Source organism: Marinococcus halophilus (assembly GCF_900166605.1).
In the GTDB taxonomy this organism is placed as follows: Bacteria; Bacillota; Bacilli; order Bacillales; family Marinococcaceae; genus Marinococcus; species Marinococcus halophilus.
The window spans coordinates 307,713-330,742 of record NZ_FVZD01000005.1 but is presented as its reverse complement, the minus strand read 5'-3'; the positions used below and the strand labels follow the sequence as shown (position 1 = coordinate 330,742).

21 protein-coding genes are annotated in these 23,030 nt (G+C 49.1%); 4 read left to right on the top strand and 17 right to left on the bottom strand.

The window, feature by feature from the left end; all coding sequences use genetic code 11:
- Positions 1 to 15: 15 nt before the first annotated feature.
- The 4 genes from B5066_RS04075 to B5066_RS04060 form a co-directional block, all read right to left on the bottom strand.
- Complete coding sequence (locus B5066_RS04075; protein WP_079474677.1) at positions 16 to 1,617, bottom strand: CTP synthase; 1,602 nt, start codon at positions 1,615 to 1,617, stop codon at positions 16 to 18.
- Between the two features lie 369 nt (positions 1,618 to 1,986).
- Positions 1,987 to 2,520 (bottom strand): DNA-directed RNA polymerase subunit delta, encoded by a 534-nt coding sequence (gene rpoE, locus B5066_RS04070; protein WP_158219028.1) that lies wholly within the window; start codon positions 2,518 to 2,520, stop codon positions 1,987 to 1,989.
- Between the two features lie 161 nt (positions 2,521 to 2,681).
- On the bottom strand, positions 2,682 to 4,133 hold the full coding sequence (gene panF / locus B5066_RS04065; RefSeq protein WP_079474675.1) for a sodium/pantothenate symporter: 1,452 nt from the start codon (positions 4,131 to 4,133) through the stop codon (positions 2,682 to 2,684).
- Entirely contained in the window at positions 4,130 to 4,405 is a 276-nt protein-coding gene (locus tag B5066_RS04060; protein WP_233133189.1) for a YhdT family protein, read from the bottom strand. The genes panF and B5066_RS04060 overlap by 4 nt, the downstream gene beginning before the upstream one ends.
- Positions 4,406 to 4,596: 191 nt before the next feature.
- Between B5066_RS04060 and B5066_RS04055 the strand changes: the two genes are divergently transcribed.
- Positions 4,597 to 4,788 (top strand): hypothetical protein, encoded by a 192-nt coding sequence (locus B5066_RS04055; RefSeq protein WP_022794603.1) that lies wholly within the window; start codon positions 4,597 to 4,599, stop codon positions 4,786 to 4,788.
- A gap of 203 nt (positions 4,789 to 4,991) precedes the next feature.
- On the opposite strand, the gene B5066_RS04050 is transcribed toward B5066_RS04055, so the two are convergent.
- Together B5066_RS04050 and B5066_RS04045 are read right to left on the bottom strand one after the other, a co-directional pair.
- Positions 4,992 to 6,179: a cation:proton antiporter gene (locus B5066_RS04050; protein WP_244897338.1), complete on the bottom strand. Its 1,188-nt coding sequence runs from the start codon at positions 6,177 to 6,179 to the stop codon at positions 4,992 to 4,994.
- A 324-nt stretch (positions 6,180 to 6,503) separates the two neighbouring features.
- On the bottom strand, positions 6,504 to 6,989 hold the full coding sequence (locus B5066_RS04045) for a GNAT family N-acetyltransferase (protein WP_079474674.1): 486 nt from the start codon (positions 6,987 to 6,989) through the stop codon (positions 6,504 to 6,506).
- 181 nt (positions 6,990 to 7,170) lie between these two features.
- On the opposite strand from B5066_RS04045, the gene B5066_RS04040 reads away from it, so the two are divergent.
- Positions 7,171 to 8,631: a carbon starvation CstA family protein gene (locus B5066_RS04040; protein WP_079474673.1), complete on the top strand. Its 1,461-nt coding sequence runs from the start codon at positions 7,171 to 7,173 to the stop codon at positions 8,629 to 8,631.
- A gap of 37 nt (positions 8,632 to 8,668) precedes the next feature.
- Here the strand turns inward: B5066_RS04040 and argS are convergent, their stop codons facing one another.
- The 9 genes from argS to B5066_RS03995 all read right to left on the bottom strand — a co-directional run bounded on the left by argS (position 8,669) and on the right by B5066_RS03995 (position 19,169).
- Positions 8,669 to 10,339: an arginine--tRNA ligase gene (gene argS / locus B5066_RS04035; RefSeq protein WP_079474672.1), complete on the bottom strand. Its 1,671-nt coding sequence runs from the start codon at positions 10,337 to 10,339 to the stop codon at positions 8,669 to 8,671.
- Positions 10,340 to 10,343: 4 nt separating this feature from the next.
- On the bottom strand, positions 10,344 to 10,781 hold the full coding sequence (locus B5066_RS04030; RefSeq protein WP_079474671.1) for a YwiB family protein: 438 nt from the start codon (positions 10,779 to 10,781) through the stop codon (positions 10,344 to 10,346).
- Between the two features lie 159 nt (positions 10,782 to 10,940).
- Positions 10,941 to 11,759, bottom strand: coding sequence for a carbohydrate ABC transporter permease (locus tag B5066_RS04025; RefSeq protein WP_079474670.1), 819 nt, complete (start codon positions 11,757 to 11,759; stop codon positions 10,941 to 10,943).
- Complete coding sequence (locus B5066_RS04020; RefSeq protein ID WP_079474669.1) at positions 11,759 to 12,718, bottom strand: carbohydrate ABC transporter permease; 960 nt, start codon at positions 12,716 to 12,718, stop codon at positions 11,759 to 11,761. The genes B5066_RS04025 and B5066_RS04020 overlap by 1 nt, the downstream gene beginning before the upstream one ends.
- A 74-nt stretch (positions 12,719 to 12,792) precedes the next feature.
- Positions 12,793 to 14,109 carry an ABC transporter substrate-binding protein gene (locus B5066_RS04015; RefSeq protein ID WP_079474668.1) on the bottom strand — a complete coding sequence of 439 codons (1,317 nt, stop codon included), beginning with the start codon at positions 14,107 to 14,109 and terminating at the stop codon, positions 12,793 to 12,795.
- Between the two features lie 142 nt (positions 14,110 to 14,251).
- Complete coding sequence (locus B5066_RS04010; RefSeq protein ID WP_179124023.1) at positions 14,252 to 15,628, bottom strand: response regulator; 1,377 nt, start codon at positions 15,626 to 15,628, stop codon at positions 14,252 to 14,254.
- Positions 15,625 to 17,070 carry a sensor histidine kinase gene (locus B5066_RS04005; RefSeq protein ID WP_079474666.1) on the bottom strand — a complete coding sequence of 482 codons (1,446 nt, stop codon included), beginning with the start codon at positions 17,068 to 17,070 and terminating at the stop codon, positions 15,625 to 15,627. Before B5066_RS04005 ends, B5066_RS04010 begins: the two co-directional genes overlap by 4 nt.
- On the bottom strand, positions 17,067 to 18,056 hold the full coding sequence (locus B5066_RS04000; RefSeq protein WP_079474665.1) for a substrate-binding domain-containing protein: 990 nt from the start codon (positions 18,054 to 18,056) through the stop codon (positions 17,067 to 17,069). The genes B5066_RS04005 and B5066_RS04000 overlap by 4 nt, the downstream gene beginning before the upstream one ends.
- A gap of 126 nt (positions 18,057 to 18,182) precedes the next feature.
- Positions 18,183 to 19,169: a cyclodeaminase gene (locus B5066_RS03995; RefSeq protein ID WP_079474664.1), complete on the bottom strand. Its 987-nt coding sequence runs from the start codon at positions 19,167 to 19,169 to the stop codon at positions 18,183 to 18,185.
- A gap of 140 nt (positions 19,170 to 19,309) precedes the next feature.
- Here B5066_RS03995 and B5066_RS03990 point away from each other — a divergent pair, with 140 nt between their 5' ends.
- Both B5066_RS03990 and B5066_RS03985 read left to right on the top strand, forming a co-directional pair.
- Positions 19,310 to 20,293 (top strand): aldo/keto reductase, encoded by a 984-nt coding sequence (locus B5066_RS03990; protein WP_079474663.1) that lies wholly within the window; start codon positions 19,310 to 19,312, stop codon positions 20,291 to 20,293.
- Positions 20,294 to 20,368: 75 nt separating this feature from the next.
- Positions 20,369 to 20,608 carry a hypothetical protein gene (locus tag B5066_RS03985; RefSeq protein ID WP_022794616.1) on the top strand — a complete coding sequence of 80 codons (240 nt, stop codon included), beginning with the start codon at positions 20,369 to 20,371 and terminating at the stop codon, positions 20,606 to 20,608.
- A 45-nt stretch (positions 20,609 to 20,653) separates the two neighbouring features.
- Here the strand turns inward: B5066_RS03985 and B5066_RS03980 are convergent, their stop codons facing one another.
- Together B5066_RS03980 and B5066_RS03975 are read right to left on the bottom strand one after the other, a co-directional pair.
- Positions 20,654 to 21,508, bottom strand: coding sequence for an STAS domain-containing protein (locus tag B5066_RS03980; RefSeq protein WP_158219031.1), 855 nt, complete (start codon positions 21,506 to 21,508; stop codon positions 20,654 to 20,656).
- Between the two features lie 82 nt (positions 21,509 to 21,590).
- Positions 21,591 to 23,027 (bottom strand): NAD-dependent epimerase/dehydratase family protein, encoded by a 1,437-nt coding sequence (locus B5066_RS03975; protein WP_079474661.1) that lies wholly within the window; start codon positions 23,025 to 23,027, stop codon positions 21,591 to 21,593.
- Positions 23,028 to 23,030: the final 3 nt, after the last annotated feature.

Genomic DNA, 23,030 nt, shown 5'->3' with positions numbered 1-23,030 from the left:
AGGCTTGCTTTCGTGTTATTCCCCTGCAGAGTGACGAATAAATTCGCGGAACAAAGGCTGCGGGCGGGTCGGGCGGGATACAAATTCCGGGTGGAACTGCGAAGCAACAAAGTAAGGGTGGTCTGCTACTTCAATAATTTCCGCCAGACGGCCGTCGGGGCTCGTGCCACTGAAGATAAATCCGTTATTTTCAAGCTGCTCTCTGTAAGCGTTGCTGAATTCATAGCGGTGGCGGTGACGTTCGTAAACGATCTCTGCATCATCATAAGCTTCTTTTGCCCGGGACCCTTCTTTTAATTTACAAGGGTACAGACCGAGCCGAAGCGTGCCGCCAAGGTCTTCTACGTCCTTCTGCTCCGGAAGCAGATCAATGACTGCGTTCTTGGCATCAGGATGGAATTCTGCCGAACCGGCGTCGTTGATGCCGGCCACGTTTCTTGCAAACTCCACGCTTGCAAGCTGCATGCCGAGGCAAATTCCGAGAAACGGAATTTTCTGCTCCCGGGCGTAGGTAATGGCTTCAATCTTACCTTGAATGCCCCGGTCTCCAAAGCCTCCAGGCACGAGAATTCCATCAGCGTCCTTCAGGCGTTCTGCCACGTTGTCTTTATCGAGATCCTCCGACTGCACCCAGTCGATTTCAATATCTGCATCAAAGTGGTAGCCGGCATGTTTCAGCGACTCTGCTACCGACAGGTACGCATCCGGAAGAGCAACGTATTTCCCGACAAGCGCGATACGTATGGTTTTACTTAAGTTCTTTACCCGGTCGACAAGCGCAGTCCATTCAGTCATTTCCGCCGGTGGCGCTGTGAGCTTCAAGTGATCACAAACGATCTGATCCATATGCTGGCGCTGCAGTTCCAGCGGGATCTGGTACAGCACTTCTGCGTCTCCTGCCTCAATGACCGATTCTGATGGGACATCACAAAACGAAGCAATTTTTTCTTTCATGTTTTCCGGTACCGGTTTTTCTGTCCGAAGCACAATGATGTTCGGCTGGATACCGATGCCGCGAAGTTCTTTGACACTGTGCTGCGTCGGTTTGGATTTCATTTCCCCCGCCGCGGATAAGTAAGGAATTAATGTACAGTGTACATACATGACATTATCGCGTCCGACATCGCTTTTAATCTGGCGAATGGCCTCGAGGAACGGCAGGCTTTCAATATCCCCGACCGTGCCGCCGATTTCTGTAATTACTACATCGGCTCCTGTTTCTCTCCCGGCGCGGTACACGCGCTCTTTGATTTCATTTGTGACGTGCGGGATCACCTGCACGGTGCCCCCGAGATAGTCACCGCGCCGTTCTTTACGAATAACGGATGAGTATACTTTTCCGGTGGTGACATTGCTGTTTTTGCTGAGGTTAATATCGATAAAGCGCTCATAGTGTCCGAGATCCAGATCAGTTTCCGCTCCGTCATCTGTAACAAAAACCTCCCCGTGCTGGTACGGGCTCATTGTTCCCGGGTCCACGTTGATATACGGGTCAAACTTTTGGATAGTAACACTAAGTCCTCTGTTTTTAAGCAGTCTTCCAAGGGAAGCTGCTGTAATGCCTTTACCTAACGAAGATACAACGCCGCCAGTAACGAAAATATATTTACTCGCCATATACCTATCTGCCTCTCTTTATATAAATGTCCTTTAAAATAGTGTTTCCAGGGTCCGCGCTGTTGAACAGGCTTCCTGCGCTTTTCGATGTCCAGCTTCGGAGCCTAACCGCTCGGGGTTACTTTCCAGCCGGTTTCGGGCAGCGGGCTGCCCTGCACGTCTGGGAAGTACCTGTCGCGGTTAAGCAAGGCTCCTTCGCTTTTCTTTATTCATAAAAAAAACAAAAGTGGTGCCCTGCCACCATATGGAGGGGGCACACTTTTGTTTGTCGTTCATGCTTATATAGGTATCATTTTCACCTTTACGTCACAGCCCAAAAATGATTGTACCTATACGTGTTTCGAAAGTCAAGATATGCCCACGATAAAATTACCGCTCTTCTTCACTTTCTTCTGTATTGTCGCTTTCACTTTCTTCTTCGTCTTCCTCTTCGTCCTCGTCGTATCCTGCACCGGCATTGCCTGGCTCGAAGCCTTCGAGATCATTGTCATCAAAAGTGTCTTCATCGGCATCATCTTTTTTAGAGATGGCGTCCAGATCATCGGAGATGTCTACCAGGTCGTCATCATACGTTTCTTCTTCCGGATCGATCTCATCGGCAAGTTCATCTGAGCCCTGCACAGTATGGCTCAGTTCTTCATCTGACTGATCAAGAGGATACCATCCGCGAAGTCCCCAGTGGTTTTCACCCAGATGCACAAACCGTCCATCCAGATTCATGGAGGTAAACAACTTGATCATCCGGCTTTTTCTTTCTTCCTCCGTGTACCCTTTTAGCTCTGTCAGACGATCCATGACTCTTGTGTAGCCTGATGCTCCGCCCTCTTCTTCAAGAATCATATACGCCAGTTCCATCGAAGACATTTCCCGTACTTTTTCTTCGCTTAACTCATTTATTTTCACAGCTTCATCGCTCCTTTTCACGAACATGCCCTTATACTACTATCTTTATATTAATCGCTTCATCGCTACGAAAATTCATACCTAAAATTATAAACATATTTTGAAGGAAAATTCCATAATTATTATTCAATTCTTCCTGACAGAATTTCCTTCCTGCCTGTTTAATCATTCTCCAACGGAGCCCAGCCGTTCTGCCGCTGATTTGTGATAAGGGAAACAAGTACAAACGCTGCCAGGGAAAAAAGAACGGGCATCACTACTTCATGCATCCCAAGCCACCCCGGAAGCCAGATCGAAATAACCATGTAAGAGGCAATGCCGGTAACCATTGCAGACAGCGCTCCCCAGCCGTTTGCTTTTTTCCAGTATAACCCTAAAACGATTGGCCATATAAACGCTGCTTCAAGCCCTCCAAAAGCAAACAGATTCAGCCAGATTAAAAATTCCGGCGGACTCCATGAAATAGCTACGACAATAATGCCAACTGCGGCCGTAACAATCAGGCTCAGCAGACGTATTCTGTGTTCCCGGGCATCAGGTTTTACGTAGTTGATGTACACATCTTTTACTACCGAGGAGCTGATCATCAAAAGCAGAGAATCCACGGTGCTCATGATGGCAGCCATTGGCGCTGCTAGTACGATGCCCGCCAGCCATCCGGGAAGGACGGTCATCGTAAGCTCCGGCATAACGGTATCAGCAACTTCAATGCCCGGGACGACGACACGTCCCATAACTCCGGCCATATGCATGCCAAACATCATAAAAGCAACTACCGCCGTTCCGATCAGAAGCGCACGGTGCATAGCAGCCGAGCTTTTATACGACATCGCGCGGACAGCCACCTGAGGCAGCCCGACGACCCCCACACCGACTAAAATCCAGAAGGAAGAAACGTAAAGCGCGGTTAAGTCCCCGTCCGCCCCGAATGGTGTAACGAGATTCGGATTTTCCTGATACAGGGAAGTCATAATATTGTTCATGCCACCGCCGGCTATCAGCGTCGCGGTGAAAATAATTAATGTTCCAACTACCATAATAATACCCTGGACTGCGTCAGTGACTACCACCGCCCGGAAGCCTCCAATAATGACATAAAACAGCACGGCCGCAGCAAAAAGGAACAGGGACGCCTGATAGCTCATGCCTGTCACCGATTCGATGAGCCTGGCTCCGCCGACCCACTGGGCAGCCATGGCAGAAAATAAAAAGATCACAATGCTGAACGCCCCTAAAATAACGACCAGCCCGTTGTTGTAGCGGGAGCGGAGGAAATCCACAAGGGTCACAGCCTTGTACCGGCGGGCCATGACGGCAAAACGCTTGCCAAGGATCATCAGCGTGAAATAGCCGGTAACCACCTGGGCCATGGATAAAAGCACCCAGCCAAGCCCGCGGTCATAAGCAATTCCAGGGCCCCCGACAAAGCTGCTAGCACTGCCATATGTCGCGACCATCGTCATCGCAAGCACCAGGCCGCCGAGTTCACGGCTTCCTAAGTAATAGTCATGAAGAAAAGAAGCGGCTCCCGACCTTTTTTTGGCCGACCAAATACCGATTAAAAATGTAAATAGTAAAAATACGACTAATGGGATAATCACTTCTATATTCATTTGTCTTCCTCCTGGTCAAGAGGAATATCACGCAGTACATATTTTACGACAAACCATAGAGTGAGGAGTAAAAGAACCGGTCCGAGCACACAGCTGTAAAAAAGCCAGTCAGGCATGCCAAGTATGTATTGATAATTCTGCGGGTCTCTGCCTCCAAGCCCGTATGCAAAACCAAACCACCAGATAAAATGGCCGACAGCAATAGCAACACCAAGAAGCGCTTCCCTCGCTGTGAGCTCCTGCAGCTTCCTCTCTTTTTCTTCCAGGCTCATGACCATCCTCCATTTTTTCGTTCTATCAAAAACTTCAATTAGTTTAGCTGATTTACCAGTATGCTGCAACCTTATTGACAAATCGTTCCTCTTTCACGAAAATATACGTAATATGCCTGTATTTTCAAACAACGTTTAATTACTATAAAAAAGGGTATTATATTTTAATAAAGTTAAAGGTGTTGATGTAAATGGCTGGCGAAAAACAATTCGACCAATTCGAACCCGGAGAGGTAGTTCATTACGAGGGGTATGAAATGAAAGTCATTTCTGAATTTGAACGCACAGTTATTGTGGAATTCAGTGATTACCCAATTGTAGGAAAAGAAGAAGAGTTTCCTTACCACCGCATCGTCCTCTTAAAAAATGAAGTAACCCATTAAAATAATCATTTATTAAGTGCAAAGCTGCTTTCTCACAATAGAGGAGCAGCTTTAAAATTTGGCCAAAGGTCTCCGGGAATCTATTTTTGGAGGTCTTTGTTTATGACCTCAAAATAAAAAGGCGGCTCAAAGCTTTAAAGGACGATAGCCTTCACTATCAGAGCCGGTCTTGCTTTTGGGCATTACTTATATTTCTTTAATTGTTATTTGGTCAATTTCAACCTTTTTGCCAGGGGTGTCAATGTGTAACCATGGATGACTACCGTAATAAACACAAGTGCCAGCGTCATTGGGAGTATCCGCTCCGCATCCGTAAAACCTGCTTCCACCAATATTGTCTGAAAATAGCCGCTGACAGTCAAAGCAACAACACCACGCGGGGCGATCCAGCCAATAAAGGCTTTTTCCCCCAGGCTCACTTTTGTGTTCGCTAAGCCTATCCAGACTGACAGCGGCCGCACAACCAACATCATTAGAAGTACGAACCCGATGATCCGGATATCCCATAGCTCCATTAATTCTGTTCGCGTAAGAGAAGAAGTTAACAAAACAAATACAGCACTGATAAACAACGTTGATATGTTCTCTTTAAAATGGCGTATGTTATTTAAGATAGGAACATTCAACCCCCTGTTGGCCAGGGTAATACCCATGGCTGTCACAGCCAGTAATCCACTCTCTTCCATGATCAAATCCGAGACCGCAAAGATAAAAATAACCAGTGCAAACATCATAGGCGCCTGCATATCGACGGGGATTATAGATCGCCGGAAGGAATAGCTGGTCCCAAGCCCAGCCCCTATTCCTAAAACGAGAGCTGTAAATGCTCCCAAAATGTAGACTCCGAGAGCAGCAGAATCTATGACTCCGCTTGCCGCCAAGCCAATTTGAAGAGCAAATAAAGCCGCCAGGGCGCCCATGGGATCGACAATAATCCCTTCCCAACGGAGCATCCTATCAGGTCTTTCTTTTAAATTGGCATTCTTTAATAAAGGGGTAATAACCGTAGGGCCCGTAACAATAAACAATCCGCCTATGACAAAAGCGGTCACCCAGGACAAGCCAACTACCACGTTGGCAATGACCGCTGTTAAAAGCCAGGATATTAACGGCACTAACGTGTACATCCGCCTGACCGGTCCTTTAAAATGAAAAATTTCCCTTCGATCCAAGCTTAGACTTCCTTCGAACAGAATAATCGCAACGGCTAAAGAAATAATCGGCTCAAGCAAATCCCCAAACAATTGATCCGGATGAATCAAGTTTATCCCCGGGCCAATAAATAACCCCATCAGGGTCATCCCTACGATAGCAGGTATCCCCCACCTCCATGAAAGCCATTGGGCAATCATACCAATCAACAATACTAGCGAAATCCCTAAAGTTATCAATCGATGGAAGACACCTCCCCCGCTTTTCAGGCCCGCACGATGCGGGTCAGTTCGACGTTTAGTCAGCCGTGTTTCTCCCTGTCCAGCTCCGCCTCCCAGCCGTCCGGTCCATTGGCTTCATCCTTGTTTCACCGTCTAACGACGCTTCCAACAAGGCTTACACCAGCCGTCCGGGGCCTGCGAATGCAGGTCAGTTCGATGTTGTTACGAAAGTAACGGTTTTAATCGAACTTCCTCCATATAAGTCGGCTCCGCTTTTCAGGCCCGCACGATGCGGGTCAGTTCGACGTTGCTACAGGACGTAGCGGTTTTAGTCGAACATCATTACATCTCCTTCTCCATAATCAGCATTGGTATCTGATAGCCGCCGAATTCCCCCTGCAGCTTTTCTTTTTTCTCAAATCCCTGCGCTTCGTAAAACTTCTGCCCGCGCGTGTTTTTTTCTTCTATATAGACGCGGATCTTTTTAGCATTCGGCTCTTCCATCAGCGTCTCGTCAAACAGCTGTTTTCCAATTCCCCGGCTTTGATAATCAGGAAGCAAATACATCGCAGACATTTTACAACTTCGTTTATCATCGATCGGTCCTAAATCAGAAAATCCTACGACTTCCCCATCCACTTCAGCTACTTTGGACGTATGCCCCGAGATCCGGCGCATTAACATCTCATCGTTATAAGCCTGGCTTAAATACATCTCCTGGGCCGGCAGCGGAATAATACCTTCATAAGCATCATGCCAACAGTCTCTTGCTACTTCACGGATTCGGTCCAAATCTTTGTATTCCATCGGACGGATAATAACAGCCATATCGCTTCCTCCTTTTGCATAGTAGCACGTCTTCCTATAGTTTTCTCGTTTTACCACTATTTACCCTCCCTGTGTACAATAAAAACCGTACAGACATCTCCTATTTTTTGCTTGACGTTTGTCATTTCCAGTTGTATAACTATTATGTAAGCGTATTCAACATTATTTAGGGGATGACATCATGATTACTTTTATCATCGCAGTAGCGTTACTAATTATCGGCTATTTTACATACGGCGCTTTTATTGAAAAATTATTTACCGCCAACGATAAGCGGGCGACCCCCGCCTTCACTAAACAGGACAACGTCGACTACCTTCCCATGGGAACGAAGCGGAACTCCATGATTCAGCTGCTGAACATCGCTGGCGTCGGCCCAATCTTCGGCCCGATTATGGGTGCTCTATACGGCCCTGTTGCTTTTTTATGGATTGTGTTTGGCGCTATTTTCGCTGGCGCAGTGCATGATTATTTAACCGGCATGATTTCCATCCGCAACGGCGGAGCCCACCTTCCGCAGCTTGCCGGAAAATTTCTTGGAAAGTCGATGAAGCATATTGTAAATGGATTTTCTGTTCTTCTTTTATTGTTAGTTGGAACCGTTTTCGTCACTGCTCCTGCGGAGCTCCTGAGCGGAATACTTCCTGCAGGCATCGGCCTTGCTGTTATTATTACAGTTATTTTCGCCTATTATACTCTCGCAACAATCCTTCCAGTAGATAAAATCATCGGGAAAATTTACCCGATTCTTGGGGCGCTGCTTCTACTCAGCGCTGTCGGTATCGGTGGCGGGCTCATTGTCCAGGGGCAGCCGATTCCGGAGCTTTCGTTCCAGAACATGCACCCTGATCAGGCACCTATTTTTCCGCTGCTCTTTCTAACAATTTCCTGCGGGGCTATTTCAGGCTTCCATGCCACCCAGACGCCAATCATTTCCCGGACCACCGAAAATGAAGGCAGTGGGAGAAAAATTTTCTATGGCATGATGATTGCCGAAGGCATCATCGCCATGATTTGGGCCGCTGCTGCCATGAGCATTTTCAATGGGGTAAACCTGAATGAAATTATCGCTGCCGGTGGACCGGGAGCGGTCGTAAGCGAGGTTTCGATGACGATGCTTGGCGCTGTCGGCGGTACGCTCGCCGTCATCGGGGTTATAGTGCTTCCAATCACATCCGGTGATACCTCGTTCAGAAGTGCCCGGATGATTATTGCCGATTACTTTCGGATCAACCAAAAGAAAATGCCAAACCGGCTGTGGATCGCGCTTCCGTTGTTTGTTGCTTCGTTTGCTTTGACAAACATGGACTTTACCATTTTATGGCGGTATTTTTCCTGGGCTAACCAGTCGACCGCTATGATCGCCCTGTGGGTGGGGGCCATGTATCTCGTACTTGCCGGCAAAAATCACTGGGTCGCTTCCATTCCAGCCACCTTTATGACTATGGCAACGTTCACCTACATTTTAAACGCCCCCATCGGCTTCGGGCTGCCAATGGAATTAAGCTATATGATTGCAGCCATAGGAACGCTCGTTGTGATCGCCCTATTTGTTAAACGGGCCCGCGCCTACATGGGAACCAAATTCCCAGTCGACGAGCAGATCGAATCGACATATGAAAAAGCACCTGCCAAAGCATAATAAAAAGGCACCTCCCGCCCCGGGTGGTGCCTTTTTATTACATCGTTTCCGGCGCATTTACGCCGATAAGATCCAGACCGTTCTGAACCGTCGTCTGGACTGCCTTCGCCAGCACGAGTCTTGCCTGGGTTTTAGGCTCGTCTTCCGCGTCCATGACGCGGTCTGCGTTGTAGAAGCTGTGAAAAGCAGAAGCCAGCTCATGGAGGTAGGTGGTCATGCGGTGCGGAGCGTATTTATCCGCTGCAATTGCCACTTCTTCCGGGAATTCCCCGATTTTCTTCAGCACGTCCAGTTCCTTTTCACTGTGAATTGGCGTCAAATCTGCCCGGGGGTCAAAGATAATGCCGCGCTCCTCCGCCTGACGGAAAATGCTGCAAAGACGGGCATGGGCGTACTGTACATAGTATACTGGGTTTTCGTTCGACTGCGATTTGGCCAAACTCAAATCAAAGTCCATATGTGTGTCCGGGCTTCTCATTGCAAAGAAATACCGGGTAGCATCGATGCCGACTTCCTCCATCAGGTCCTTCAGCGTTACGGCCTTGCCAGTCCGCTTGCTCATTTTCACGCGCTCGCCGTTCTCAAACAGATTTACCATCTGAATGATCTGCGTTTCAAGCTGTTCTTTATCATGACCGAGCGCCTGCACTGCTGCCTCCATCCGCGGAATATAGCCGTGGTGGTCCGCTCCCCAGATATTAATAACTTTTTCAAACCCGCGATCAAATTTGTCCCGGTGATACGAAATATCCGGCAGCAGGTACGTGTAGGTACCGTCGTTTTTCACGAGCACCCGGTCTTTATCGTCTCCGTACCGGCTCGAGCGGAACCATACCGCCCCCTCCTCTTCGTACGTCTCGCCCTGGTCGTGCAGATACTGCAGGGTTTCTTCAACATTGCCGTTTGTGTAAAGGGAGGTTTCCGAATACCATACGTCAAAACGGACTCTGAATTTTTCAAGGTCCTGCTTCAGCTTTTCAATTTCGCGCTTCAGGCCGTACTCACGGAAAAATTCGAGCCGTTCTTCTTCCTCGACGCGGATGAACCGGTCACCCTGCTCACTGGCCAGTTCTTCGCCAAACTGGCGCACATCTGCCCCCTGATAGCCGCCTTCAGGCATTTCCATTTCCATGCCAAGGGCTTCGAAATACCGACTTTCGACTGATCTTGCCAGATTTACGATCTGATTGCCGGCATCGTTAATGTAATATTCACGCGTCACATCATAGCCGGCGAAGTCCAGAATATTGCAGAGTGAGTCCCCCACAGCCGCGCCGCGGGCGTGGCCAAGATGGAGATTGCCGGTCGGGTTCGCCGATACAAATTCCACCTGAACCTTCTTCTGATTTCCAACGTCAGAACGGCCATAGTCCGCTCCCTGATTAAGCACTTCCGGAATTACATCGATCAAATAACGGTTATCCATGAAAAAGTTAATAAAGCCGGGCCCTGCAATTTCAATTTCTTTAACAGAGGCTTTATCCGTGTTCAAGTGGTTTACGATGTCTTCGGCAATGGCCTTTGGCGCTTTTTTTGCCACGCTTGCGAGCTTCATTGCTGCATTGGACGCAAAGTCCCCGTGGCTTTTTTCCTTCGGGGTTTCGAGTACAATTTCCGGGACCTCCTCTTCCCGGGCAAGCCCTGCTGCTTCAATTGCCGCCGCAATTTCTGTTTTTAGCTGTTCTTTCACCTGATCCATTATATTCATATGCTCATGCGTCCTCCTCAATAACGATCGAAATTTCGTAACGCCCTACCGGCGTTCCCTGCAACACTAGCCGGTAATGAAAATCAATATGCATCATCCAGCCGAGATTGGCTTTCGTTATAGCCAGATGATCTGTTACCGCTTCTGTATGAAGACGGCCGTAGCCCATATCGTAGGTGCCTTCGGTACGTTCACCGTACGCGTATACCTGTCGCATGGCCACGGCCCCGCTTCGGAGTACCATAACCTCCGCATTTCCGATTTTCAGTGTGGTCTGTACTTTCCCTATGCCTTCGAGCTCTTCTTCAAAACGGACATACGTCCATTCCTGTTTTTCATACATTTCACCATCTGCGTTCAGCTGAATGGTTTCACGTTCGTCTTCCTGCTGCATGTTGGTCGTCATAGCGACTTTTACCGGGGTCTTCGCTGTGTCTGCCACGATGAGCCACCTTTCTCTATGCCTGCATGTACTCGCTTTTAACGTTCCGGTTAATCACTGTCTTATTTTAACACGTCTTCGCGCATTGAGAAGGGAAAATTGATCAATTGAAAAGCCCGGGCACGAAAAAGCTCCCCTGCCGGAGCAGAGAAGCTTTGATTACCCTTTTACCGAGCCTGCAAGCAGCCCGCGGACAAAGTATCTTCCTAGTACAATATAGACAATCAGCGTTGGCAGGGCCGCAAGCATAGCACCAGCCATCTGCACGTTCCACTGCACGATCTGGCTGCCGGATAAATTCTGCAGCGCCACCATAACCGGTTGACTGTCTGCGTTTGTGATCGTTACTGCAAACAAAAATTCGTTCCAGATGTTTGTAAACTGCCAGATGGCTACCACTACAAACCCTGTAATGGACAGCGGAATGATAACGCGCCGAAATATCTGCAGAAAACCAGCGCCATCAATTTTCGCTGCCTCGATCATTGTATCGGGAATGTTGGCGTAGAAGTTTCTAAACATCAGGGTGGTGATCGGCAGACCGTATACAACATGGGTGAGAATCAGCCCCGGAATCGAGTTGTACAATTCGATGGTTCTGAGAAACTGAATCAGTGGAATCAGGATACTCTGATACGGAATAAACATCCCAAACAGCAGGACGGTAAAGAGAATTTCCGACCCTTTAAACTTCCATTTGGACAATACGTACCCGTTCATTGCCCCGAGCAGCGCGGATAAAATCGTTGCTGGAATAACCAGATACAGGCTGTTAGCCAGATTCGGAGCCAAAGCACTAAAGGCTTCTGCGTAGCTTGAAAAGTCAATCGCTGTCGGGAACGCCCACATCGTAGCGAGACTCACTTCATCGAGCGGCTTCAGGCTGGTTACTACGATAACGTAGATAGGCGATAAAAACAGAAGCGACATGAAAATGGCGAGTGCGTATTTGAACACCGGCGTTAATCGAATGGCCATCAGCCCTCCCTCCTTCGATTGGCGAGTAAGTACGGTACGATGAATACGGCGACCAGGATGAGCATAACCATTGCAATGGCCGCCCCGTTTGCATAGTAGTTAGCCCGGAATGTTGTTTCGAACATATACACACCCGGAACATCGGTCACAAAGTTCGCACCCGAACCAGTCATGGCGTACACAAGGTCAAAGATTTTCAGCGAAATGTGGGCCATAATGATAACGACACTTACGGTAATCGGCAGAAGCAGCGGAATGACTACCTTCATGTATACTTTCCACTCCGACGCCCCGTCGACCCGGGCGGCTTCCCGGAGCTCCTCCGGAATGCCCCGCAGGCCGGCCAGATACATCGCCAGGGAAAAACCGGTCATCTGCCAGACAGCCGCAATAACCAGCGCGATGATGGCGACCGGGAGGCCAAACTCAATACTGCCCCACTGAAAGCCCCCCAGAATCGTTGTATCGGTGTACCAGAGCGGCTGTATGCCAAAAAACGCCAAAAACGTATTGTAGCCCGTAGACGGGTTTAACAGCCACTGCCATACAACGCCCGTTACAACAAAGGACAGCGCCATTGGAAAAAGAAAAATATTGCGGAAAAGCGTTTCTGCTTTTAATTTCTGGTCAATAAGCACGGCCAGTCCCAAACCGCTCACGATCACAAATCCGATAAATAATAGAGTGAAAAACAATGTGTTTCTTAAATCCGCTTGAAAACGGAAGTCCTGGAATAAATAAATATAGTTTGCAAGCCCGGCAAACGAAAAATCGGGCGTCAGGCTGTTCCAGTTACTAAGTGATACGTACCCCGTCCAGCCGATAAATCCGTATACAAATACAGCGACCAGTAAAAACGAGGGAGCGATAAACGCCACGGCCCACCAGCGGTCCTTGACTGCCTTTTTACGTTTCACCCGATCTTTTGCTGCTGCTTTGTCTATTACTTCGTCGGCCATCTTCCATCCCTCCTTTGAACAAAAGAAGCCCGGCACCGCTTGTACCGGCACGGGGCTTCTTTCTGTTAACCATCCTATTGTTGTTCTTCATCCAGTGCTGTCTGCATCGATTCCATCAGTTTTTCTTCATCGCCCTGGGTAACGAAGATATTTACTGCCTGGTTCGCTTTAGTCACAAAGCCCTCAGAGGCAGCTGAACCGTGCGCAAGACTTGGCGTAAGCGAGGTTTCCTGGAAATCTTCCATTGTGTCCTGTCCGTATTCGTCATATTTAGATTCGTCCGCGTCCACTCGTGCCGGGATCGACCCTTTTAACGGATTGAACGTGTCCTGGCCTTCCTTCGAACCGAGGACACTCAGGAATTCTTTTACCTGCTCCGGATTTTCAACTCCTTTTGGCAGGCCGAACGTATCAGTGATAACCATGAACTCTTCTGAAGTGCCAGGGAACGGCGTGTAGCCGAAGCCTTCATTTACTTCGAGTCCAAGGTCATTTACAAAGTAGCCTTTTGCCCAGTCGCCCATATTAATCATGGCAGCTTCGCCATCTGCAACCATTTGCGCTGAATCCTGCCAGTTTCTCGAAGCATGATCTTCGTTGACATATTCAAGCATCTGCCCGAACTGCTCGGTAGCTGTTGCTACGCGCTCATCATCAAAGCCGACTTCTCCTTCCCAAAGAGCTTCATAGTCCTCTGGACCAAGATTAGCAAGGAGCAGGTTTTCATAAATCTGTGTAGCCGGCCATGATTCTTTATCGCCCATCGCAAGCGGGGTCACCCCTGCTGCTTCAAGCTCTTCTGCGACTTCAAAAAATTCGTCGATATCACTTGGGGGCTCAATGTCGTTCTCTTCAAACACTTCCATGTTGTAAAACATGACGTTGCCGCGGTGGATATTAACCGGGACGGAATAGATATCGCCGTCGGAGCTGACCATATCGACCAGTTCTTCCGGGAACTTATCATTTAACTCCTCTTCTTCGTAGAAATCATTGAGCGGCTCCATCTTGTCGGCTGCAACCCAGCTGTCATTCAGCTCAGCACCGCCGTGCACCTGGAACGTGGATGGAGGGTCGTCGCCCTGCATTCTTGTTGCGAGCACTGCTTTAGCATTTGTGCCGGCTCCGCCGGCTACAGCTGCGTTTTCCACCGAAATATCCGGATGCTCCTCTTCAAACATGTCGATTAAAGCCATCAGGCCGTCTTCCTCGCCTGCGCCTGTCCACCAGCTGAAGATTTCAACTTCAGCGTCGCTTCCGCCTTCCCCGGATCCTCCGGAGCTTCCTTCATTTTCCGAACCGGACCCGGAATCCGAGCCGCCTCCGCCACAGGCTGCCAAACCGAACAACAGCAGTGAACTTCCTACCAGACCAACACTTTTTTTCAACATGAACCCTCCCCCTTGCAGGAATAATTATATTTTATGATAACGCTTACAAATTTGATTATAAGTTAGCTTGCAATGTTTGTATGGAATTATTTTCTATACAATCTTTTGATTTTCTGCATTATCTTTAGATTACTTTATCCTATTACTTTCTGCCCTGCTGGTACTGTTTTGGAGAGCACCCCACCTGTTTTTTAAACACCCGGCTGAAATAGTTCGGGTCTTTGTACCCGATGCTGATACTGATTTCCTTTAATGGCCGTTCGCGGTCCTGAAGCATCCTTTTGGCTTCCTGCATCCGTATACGCGTGACATAATCAACAAACGAGACACCGGTGACTTCCTTAAACTGATGGGAAAAATAGGCCGGACTCCACTGCACGTATCCTGCCATGTCCTCGAGCTGAAGTGATTTCGCGTAGTGCTCTTTCACGTAAGCTTTCACTTTTTCAATCTGGTGATGCTCCTGGAAATGAAGACCTCTGTAAGCTCCTACAAGATGAAGAAGCCGTTTCCATTCGGCAGCGTCAGACGGCATATCTTCTTCAAGCGTTCCGTTCATTTCTTTGACCAGCTCCTCAAGCTGAAGCCACAAATGCCTCCGGGATGATTTTTGGGGATGGGTGTGCCACCATTCACTCCAATAGTAGACGGCGGATTTTTCTTCGCCTGTCCGCAGTGCATTTACAATGGAGGAAACCCACTGGCTGCTCTGCTCTGGCATGGCCGCCTGGTTTTTTTCAAGTCCGGATAAAGCTTCCACGTAGGCCTGAAACAGCAGCTTCATTTCGTATTCTTTATGAGAGACGCCGACCGCTGCTTTTTCCCCGAGCTCAAAATACATGCGGCGCCGAAGGCGTTCAATCTCTTCGGACCCTCTGCTTTTCCCCGTGTGGAAGAAAAATGCCCGAAACCAGCCGTTCGGCTGACGGTCTGTGAGAAAGACATCACTCGTCCACTGCGCCAGTCGTTCTTCTATATCTTCCGGCGCTTCCTCTTCACGCATCACTGCCGCAAAACCGTACGAAGCACGGGGCACTGCTTCCGCCAGGAGCTCTGCATAATTTTCATGCGGTTCTCCGTGGCAGACACTTTGAAAAAGGAGCTTTTGCAGTCTGTGGCTGTACTGCTTCTGCTCCTGCCTGCTGCGGAGCACAGCCGTCTGTACGCGTTCGAGTGTCTGGATAGTCTCATCTTTTTTGCCGGGCTTCAGTAGATATTCTTTCACGCCCAGTTTAAGTGCCTCCCTGGCGTAATCAAAGGAATCATAGGCGGTGACCATAATAAAGTGAATACCAGGAGCTTTCTGCTGGATATGCTGGATGGCTTCAAGGCCGTTACATCCCGGCATTTTAATATCCATCAGCATAATATCCGGCCTGCTCCGGGTGGCCTGCTCTACCGCCTCGAGGCCGTTCTCCGCTTCTCCTATCACTTCTATTTCCGGTAAGTGTGCCGCTATCAGTTTTTTCATCGCTTTTCGTTCAAGCCATTCGTCTTCTGCCATCAGTAGTCGTATCATCCTGCCTGCCCCCCTGTCTGCCATTCTCTGAAAGGCATACGAAGTGTTACTGTGGTGCCGCGTGACGGCACAGAGGCCACATCCACCAGCGCTTCAGCGTGAAAAAACAATTCCAGGCGCCTGCGGACGTTCTGCATGCCGAGGCCGGTCGAATGGCCAATATGCGCTTCCGGTTCTTTACCGGCACCGAGAAGCTGCTGACGCTGCCGCTCGTTCATCCCTTTTCCATTATCTGTTATCCGGACGACGATCTGGTTGTCTTCCATGCGCACCTGTACCCGTACTTCGGCATTTTCCTCCATGCCTTCCACCCCGTGGATAAAGGCATTCTCAATCACCGGCTGCAGCGTTAGCCTCGGGATTGGAAGATCGAGCTCCGATGTTTCGATATCAATATGCGTAGATAAGCGGTTCCGAAACCTTGTTTCCTGTATGTGAAAATAGCTCTGGATCACCTCAATTTCCTCCCGAAGCGTTACTTCTTTTTCGATATTCCCTAAACTGTAGCGGAGCAGAGAAGAAACCGACCCTATTAATTCCGACGTTTCCTCTGCATCTTCTAAATAAGCCATTTTCGAAATGGTATTCAGCGTATTGAATAAAAAATGCGGATTGATTTGATTCTGCAGATGCTTCAGCTCGAGCTGCTTCATGAGCTGGTCCATCTCGGCCTTTTTTTCCATTTCGCCCACGTACGTATGAAGATCTGTACGCATGCGGTTGAACGTGTGGCCGAGAAGCTCCAGTTCATCTCCAGAACGAATACGGAGCGGCTCCCCCTGAAAATGGCCGCGTGAGACCTCCCCTGCCGCCTGGGACAATTCGTGCACGGGCTTTGTAATGCTTGAAGAAAACTTGAATGCGATAAAAGCCGCAATCAACAGCGATGTGGCAAACAAGCAAATGATAAAATAGCCGAATGCGGTATTTCGCTCCTGCAGCTGGGCATAGAGCTGCTGATAATCTGTCAGGGACTGGTCGATGAGGGTTAGCGTACTTTCCTGGATATACGTATTCGACTGCTCGGTTTCCGCAAGCTTGTCCCCGTATTTTTCAATATCTCCCTGGAGCACGAATCCGGCAGTCGTTTCGCTGTTTTGTTCGAGCGACTCAAGCAGCTGCATGTAGCTCTGCATCTCTACCGATCCCGGCTGATTTTCCTCTTCTGCGATTTTTTTCGTCAGAGCTTTCATTTCCCCGGATGCTTGATAATAAGCAGCCCACGTTTCCTGAGAAGGATTGGTGGCGACCTGCTGAGTCGCAGCCGTCCATTCTTCAGCCTGGCGGGAAATGGAATTAAGTAATACAAAACGGTCAAAGCTTGAGCTGTATTCATTGGTAATACGCTCCGAACTCCAGTAGATACCGATTGCTACTGCGTTAAAGAGCACAATAAATGCAAAGGAAAAGAACACCATTTTCGAGCGAATAGACCGTATCACTGCTCCAGCTCTCCTTCCCGGGCAGCTTCAGAAGCCCGCCAGATAATTGTCTCTGTATGCTGCACTGCCGGTACGTGCTGCTGCTGATGCAGCCGGGCCACGTCATAGATTGCCTGCTCTCCCATCCGCCCGGGATGCTGACGGACCGCGGCGTCAATTTTTCCTTCTTCAAGCAGCTGTACTGTTTCAGGCAGCGTATCGAACCCGATCACATACAGATCACCGGCACCTTCAATCTCTTCAATCCCCTGGGAAATGCCGATAGCATCCAGGGCACTTGTGCCGTACATTGCCGTGATGGAAGGATGCTCCTTTAATAAACTGTACGTGGCCTGGGCGGCCCCGATCTCAGATATCCCGGAATAACCGATATCTTTAATTTCCACACGCCCGCTTGCTTCCACCGTGTCCCGGAAACCCTTCACCCGCTCCTGTTGATTAACTGCCTGCGCACTTCCCGAAACAATGCCGACCTGCTGTGTTCCTTCTGTCTTCTGCAGAAGCTCCTCGCCTGCTAAAATGCCGGCTTCATAATTATCTGTGCCGATATAGGCGCGCCGCCCGCTGCCGGGTACATCACTGTCTACTGTAAGAACCGGCACGCCTTTTTCGAGCGCCTTCTGCACCAGCTCCTGAAAAACCGGATCATCGATGCCCTGGGTGATAATGGCATCCACGTTGCTTTCAATCATCCGGTTCATCGTTTCAAGCTGTTCATTTTTATCCGCCTTGGCAGGGCCATGCGTTTCAACGTAAATTCCCGATTCCTTGCCGGCTTCGACGGCTCCCTCTTTAATCTGCTCCCAGTAGGGGTTTCCCGCCTCTTCCATAATGAGCGCTACTCTCGTCTGGTATGTTTCGTTCTCCTCTGAATTTACCGGTTCCACGTAAAAAGCCTTTGTTCCAAAATAAACGGTAGCCACCAGGCTGGCCAGACACGCGAAAAAGAAAACCGCAAACATCCAATGCTTTCGCCGTTTGCCCATAACTGCAGCCCCCTTTTTGAAATCGCTTACAAATAATTATATAACTTTTCCCAAAAATCGCCACCCCCCCTCCGCTGCAAAGGGCATAAAAAAGACGCCGGGTCTATGGCCCCCGGCGCTCTCTGTTTATTCGTCTTCTGTTATTTCAAGTCCTTCTCCAGCCGCTTTGAGCTGCTCATACGTGTAGACAGCAATAGCTGTGTCTTGCACCCCGGTGCCCGTAAGATCGCAAAAGGTTATCTGCTCCATCGTTTCCCGGGCGGGCGTGTCTCCGCTGATGATCGCCCCAATTTCCACCGTGCTGCTTTCATCAATGGCTCCCGCTTCTTTGGCCGTCCGGTGTTCTCCGATGGAAAACACCTGCGAAGCAGCATCACAGGCAAGAATGTCCACCGCCCCCAGCACCTCCGGCTCGATTTCATTTTTTTCTGCGGCATCCGAGCCCATAGCAGTAATGTGGAGTCCCGGGTGCAGCCATTCTTTTTTAATAAACGGCTCCGTCGCCGGTGTCGTTGTTACGAGCACGTCGCAATTTCGTACTACCGTTTCCAGATCGGCTGCTTCTGTCGTAACGCCAAGCTCGTGCTCCATCTCGCGCTGATACGCTTCGATCCGTTCTTTTTTGCGTCCGTACACGTAGACTTTCTCAATTGAAGGCCGCACCATTTTCAGCGCCCGAAGCTGAAAGCGCGCCTGCGTACCGGTGCCGACAATACCTGCAATTTTCGCCTCATCCTTAGCCAGATACTTTGCTGCTGCAGCACCGGCGATGCCTGTACGCACATCGGTTAAATATCCGTTGTCCTGAAGTACCGCTGCCGGGAAGCCGGTATCCGAATGAAATAACAGCATCATGCCGCTAAGGCTTGGAAGTCCTTTGTCCGGATTGTCGAAAAAACCGGTCGAAATTTTCAGGGCAAACTGATCCATGCCTTTGACATACGCCGTTTTTGCGTCCATTTCACCGTTTTTGTCAGCAATTGGCATACTAAGAACCGGGGGCATGGTTACCTCTCCTGCCTGCAGGCGCCGGAAGCCGTCTTCAATGAGAGCAAGGGCCTGTTGATTAACGTCAATCGTATTTCTGATCGGTTTTTCTTTAAATAAATACACGGACTCCGCCTCCTTTAAAGTGAGCTATTTTTATTATAGGAAACATTGCATCAAATCAAAACCATCAATCATGAGAACGCTTAAATATTTGCAGAACGGGAATAGCGTATCATACTTTGATTAAAAGGCAGGTGGACGATATGAAATATCGGCAATTGGGAGATACTGATTTGAACGTAAGTGAACTGAGTTTTGGCACGTGGGCCATTGGCGGAGCCTGGGGAGCAACAAATGATACCGAAGCACTGAAGGGCCTCGAGGCCGCCATGGACGCCGGCGTGAATTTTTTCGACACCGCTGACGTGTATGGGGACGGACACAGCGAGGAATTGATCGGAAAAGCAACGAAAGGGAAGGAAGAGGAAGTACATGTTGCCAGCAAGTTTGCCCGCGGCGGCGATATCAATGACCCAAATACTTATTCGAAGGAAAGCGTCACTGCTTATCTCGACGCTACGCTGAAGCATCTTGGACGCGAACGCCTGGATCTTTATCAGATTCACTGCCCGCCGATTGATATTTTAAAAGACGGCTCGGTGTTTCAGGTGCTTGATGATCTGCAGAAAGAAGGAAAAATCCGTCATTACGGGGTCAGCGTGGAGACAGTGGAAGAGGGATTGGAATGCCTGCGTTATCCGAATGTGAAGGCCCTTCAGGTGATCTACAATATTTTCCGCCAAAAGCCGGCAGAACGACTGTTTCCACAGGCGAAAAAGCAGGGTGTCGGCATCCTGACCCGTGTACCGCTTGCCAGCGGACTATTAACGGGGAAATACACGCAGGAAACGACTTTCGCTGAAGATGACCACCGCAATTTCAATCGGGACGGGGAAGCCTTCAACGTCGGGGAAACTTTTGCCGGCCTTACGTTTCAAAAAGGCGTGGAGCTCAGTTCCTCCCTCCAGTGGATTAAAGAGGAACGGGGTACGATGGCGCAGGCTGCTCTTCGCTGGATTCTGGATAATGACGATGTTACCTGCGTCATACCAGGATTCCGGAATGAAAAACAAGTGTCTGACAGCCTCGAAGCAGTCAGTGTGCCTTCCTTCTCCAGGGAGGAGCAGGAGAAGCTGACGAAGTTTTATTTAGAGGACGTGGAGCCAAGCATCCGGGGCGGATATTAAATCGTATGATTAACACAGTTTCATCCCGGGTAATTGTACTAGTGGACAAATTATTAAACAAAGGAGCGATTATATATGGGAAGCCAATCCGTTTCCGAACTAACCGCAGGTACGAACTATAAAGCGAGTGAAATCGACAGCTTTGTAGAAAACAATCATGTCACGGTTATTTCTAACAACGAAAATCAACTGTTTACAGAACCTGACCGCGAGTACAAAGTCGTCTATAAATTCGGCGGCTATTTCGATCATTCGAAGGAACTTGGCGGAAAAGAATTCGTTGAAAAACCAACGTACGTTGTAGAAAAAGTCTAAAAACAGCGTCCATTTGTTTTGAAAACACAGAAAGGCCGGCGCCCCTTAAAAAGGGTGCCGGCCTTTGTAGTGTTCCTGATCCATAGCCTGGGCAAGCGACGAAGCGATCGGCACATCTTTAAAGCTAATGCCGAGATTGACGGAGGTCTGGGCAATTTCAGGACGCATCCCTGCCAGGACAGGCTTCACGCCAATCAGCTTCAGCGAACGGATCAGGCCGAAAATCTGATGGGCAACATGGGTATCAATACCGGCTACGCCGGATAGATCAATAAAAAGTTCGGACACCTGTTTTTTCGCACACGCCTCAAGCGAGTGTTCGAGTATTACTGCGGCCCTTTCTTCATCAATTTCTCCTATTAACGGAAGAAGGGCAGAGGATTTATTCAGCGAAATGATTGGTGCACTCAGTTCATTGATGATGCTTTCTTTAGCTTCCAGCTTCTGCAGGAGCAGCCGGTTGGATTTTTCCACATACGAAAGAATAATCTGGTCCACGCCGTTTGTGACGACCTCCCGAAGCTGTTCTTTCATATTGGCGGAAAGCTCGGTATGCTCTTCAGCGTAAAAACGCTTCAAATAGGCTGTATACTGCTCCCGGTGCCTCATCATTTCCCGGACAACCCGCGCGTCCTTCGTACGGAAGTACTTAGGATCGCTTATAATGCCATCTATCCATACTGCTAAGGTATTCTCCCACGTATTCCAGTCTTCAACAAAAATGCTTGAAAAGTGTAAATGAAATTCGTAGGTCTGGGCCTTCAGCTCCTCGACTTCTTTTGGATCCGTGGTTGCGTAAACAGATTCTCTATCTGATTCCTCTAACGTTTCGTACCATGATTTCGCCATCTCCGCTGCGTGATTGACAAAATAATCACGGATCAACTGGTTGGTGCTCATACGGCACCGTCTCCCTTCTGTGTGGAAACTACTTATATCATGTTTCATGTTCCTTTAAAAAATTATAATTAAACAAGAAAATTTATGACTCCGGTTGGAGCGGATAGGATTCTCTTAGCGTCCACTGGTCTTTTTCAAGATGGGCTTTAAAGCGGTTCATGATCCAAAGGTGAATAAATGCCTGGGTGTACTGATAAAAATACCATGGCATAGCCGGGACGTAGTCATGGACCGCTACAATGCACTGATTGGTATGAGGAATTTTACGGAATTCCAACCGGCCCCGCTCTCCTTCGTTTACCTGAGCCAGGAGCCCCCCGGTAATATAATACAGCGCGCGGTCTTCTTCACTGCGCTCCTTGGAATAAGAAAGCTCAAGAAATGTTCTTTTCATAAAAGCAGGCCGGAGCCCATACTGATAACGGTCGGTCGTTTCCACTTTTACAAACGGGCGCAGAAGCTTCGGCAGCCATTTTATATAGTAGCGTGCCGTCCAGTCTGCGTCTCTGCCATTTGGAATCGTCACGCGCTGGACGGAGCGCACATTCCGTTCCACCGGCGCCGGCTTCAGGCGTGCCAGGATGGAGGACTGATCTTTCCTGCTCTCACGCAGGGAATTTTCTGCCGCCTCCCGGAATGAAACTTTTCCATCACTAATCCCTTTTACACTTTTGGCTGGATCGGCCACCATCGGATGGATCAGGCTTTCAATTAAGGGGTAGACAAGGCTTTTCGGCGTTCCAGTCGTCACACTTACCCACAGTCTGGAAAGACGCACGGTGAAAAACGGAACAGTAACTGCGTACCGCTTTTTCCCCATCACCTGTGATGTGACCCCCATCATTTTCCGGTACGTCATGACATCCGGGCCTCCAACATCAATGGAGCGGTTGTAGAGTGACTCTTCCCCGATGCTCTTCTGCAGGCTGTTCAATACATCGGAGAGGGCGATCGGATGGGTCTTTGTTTGTGTCCATTTCGGAAGAATCATCACCGGCAGCCGTTTCACCAGCTTTGCCAGAATAGGGAATGACGATCCCTGCGGACCTACGATTAATCCAGCCCGTATGGCAGTTACCGGGGTACGGTACGACTTTAGGATATTTTCGACTTCCAGGCGGCTGCTTAAATGACGGGACAACCGGTCGGCCTTAGGAATGATGCCACTCAAATAAACGACCTGCTTTACCTGCTGCTGCTCGGCAGCGCGCGCGAAATTATCCGCCAGAATGACATCCATATCCTCAAACCGGCCCTGGGTTAATTTGGACGTCGGCATCATAGAATGAACTAAGTACAGCGCGTAATCTGCGCCTTCAAGTGCTTTCTCTGCGTCCTTTAGTGAAAACAAGTCACACGAGCGCCACGTTACGTGCTCTTCGTTTTCTTTTGTGCTTATATTTCTCGACAGGGCAATAATATCTGCATGCTTCTTCAGCTCCGTCATCAGATTTCTTCCGATGTAACCGCTCGCTCCAGTTATAGCTATGACTGGCCGCCGGCTGTTTGTTCTCTCCATCTC

What these genes read in the sequence shown, in the direction of transcription:
- B5066_RS04075 (WP_079474677.1), bottom strand. Translation starts at nt 1,617, where the DNA reads ATGGCGAGTAAATATATTTTCGTTACTGGCGGCGTTGTATCTTCGTTA.
- panF (WP_079474675.1), bottom strand. Translation starts at nt 4,133, where the DNA reads ATGAATATAGAAGTGATTATCCCATTAGTCGTATTTTTACTATTTACA.
- B5066_RS04060 (WP_233133189.1), bottom strand. Translation starts at nt 4,405, where the DNA reads ATGAGCCTGGAAGAAAAAGAGAGGAAGCTGCAGGAGCTCACAGCGAGG.
- B5066_RS04055 (WP_022794603.1), top strand. Translation starts at nt 4,597, where the DNA reads ATGGCTGGCGAAAAACAATTCGACCAATTCGAACCCGGAGAGGTAGTT.
- B5066_RS04045 (WP_079474674.1), bottom strand. Translation starts at nt 6,989, where the DNA reads ATGGCTGTTATTATCCGTCCGATGGAATACAAAGATTTGGACCGAATC.
- B5066_RS04040 (WP_079474673.1), top strand. Translation starts at nt 7,171, where the DNA reads ATGATTACTTTTATCATCGCAGTAGCGTTACTAATTATCGGCTATTTT.
- argS (WP_079474672.1), bottom strand. Translation starts at nt 10,339, where the DNA reads ATGAATATAATGGATCAGGTGAAAGAACAGCTAAAAACAGAAATTGCG.
- B5066_RS04025 (WP_079474670.1), bottom strand. Translation starts at nt 11,759, where the DNA reads ATGGCCATTCGATTAACGCCGGTGTTCAAATACGCACTCGCCATTTTC.
- B5066_RS04020 (WP_079474669.1), bottom strand. Translation starts at nt 12,718, where the DNA reads ATGGCCGACGAAGTAATAGACAAAGCAGCAGCAAAAGATCGGGTGAAA.
- B5066_RS04015 (WP_079474668.1), bottom strand. Translation starts at nt 14,109, where the DNA reads ATGTTGAAAAAAAGTGTTGGTCTGGTAGGAAGTTCACTGCTGTTGTTC.
- B5066_RS04010 (WP_179124023.1), bottom strand. Translation starts at nt 15,628, where the DNA reads ATGATACGACTACTGATGGCAGAAGACGAATGGCTTGAACGAAAAGCG.
- B5066_RS04000 (WP_079474665.1), bottom strand. Translation starts at nt 18,056, where the DNA reads ATGGGCAAACGGCGAAAGCATTGGATGTTTGCGGTTTTCTTTTTCGCG.
- B5066_RS03990 (WP_079474663.1), top strand. Translation starts at nt 19,310, where the DNA reads ATGAAATATCGGCAATTGGGAGATACTGATTTGAACGTAAGTGAACTG.
- B5066_RS03985 (WP_022794616.1), top strand. Translation starts at nt 20,369, where the DNA reads ATGGGAAGCCAATCCGTTTCCGAACTAACCGCAGGTACGAACTATAAA.
- B5066_RS03980 (WP_158219031.1), bottom strand. Translation starts at nt 21,508, where the DNA reads ATGAGCACCAACCAGTTGATCCGTGATTATTTTGTCAATCACGCAGCG.
- B5066_RS03975 (WP_079474661.1), bottom strand. Translation starts at nt 23,027, where the DNA reads ATGGAGAGAACAAACAGCCGGCGGCCAGTCATAGCTATAACTGGAGCG.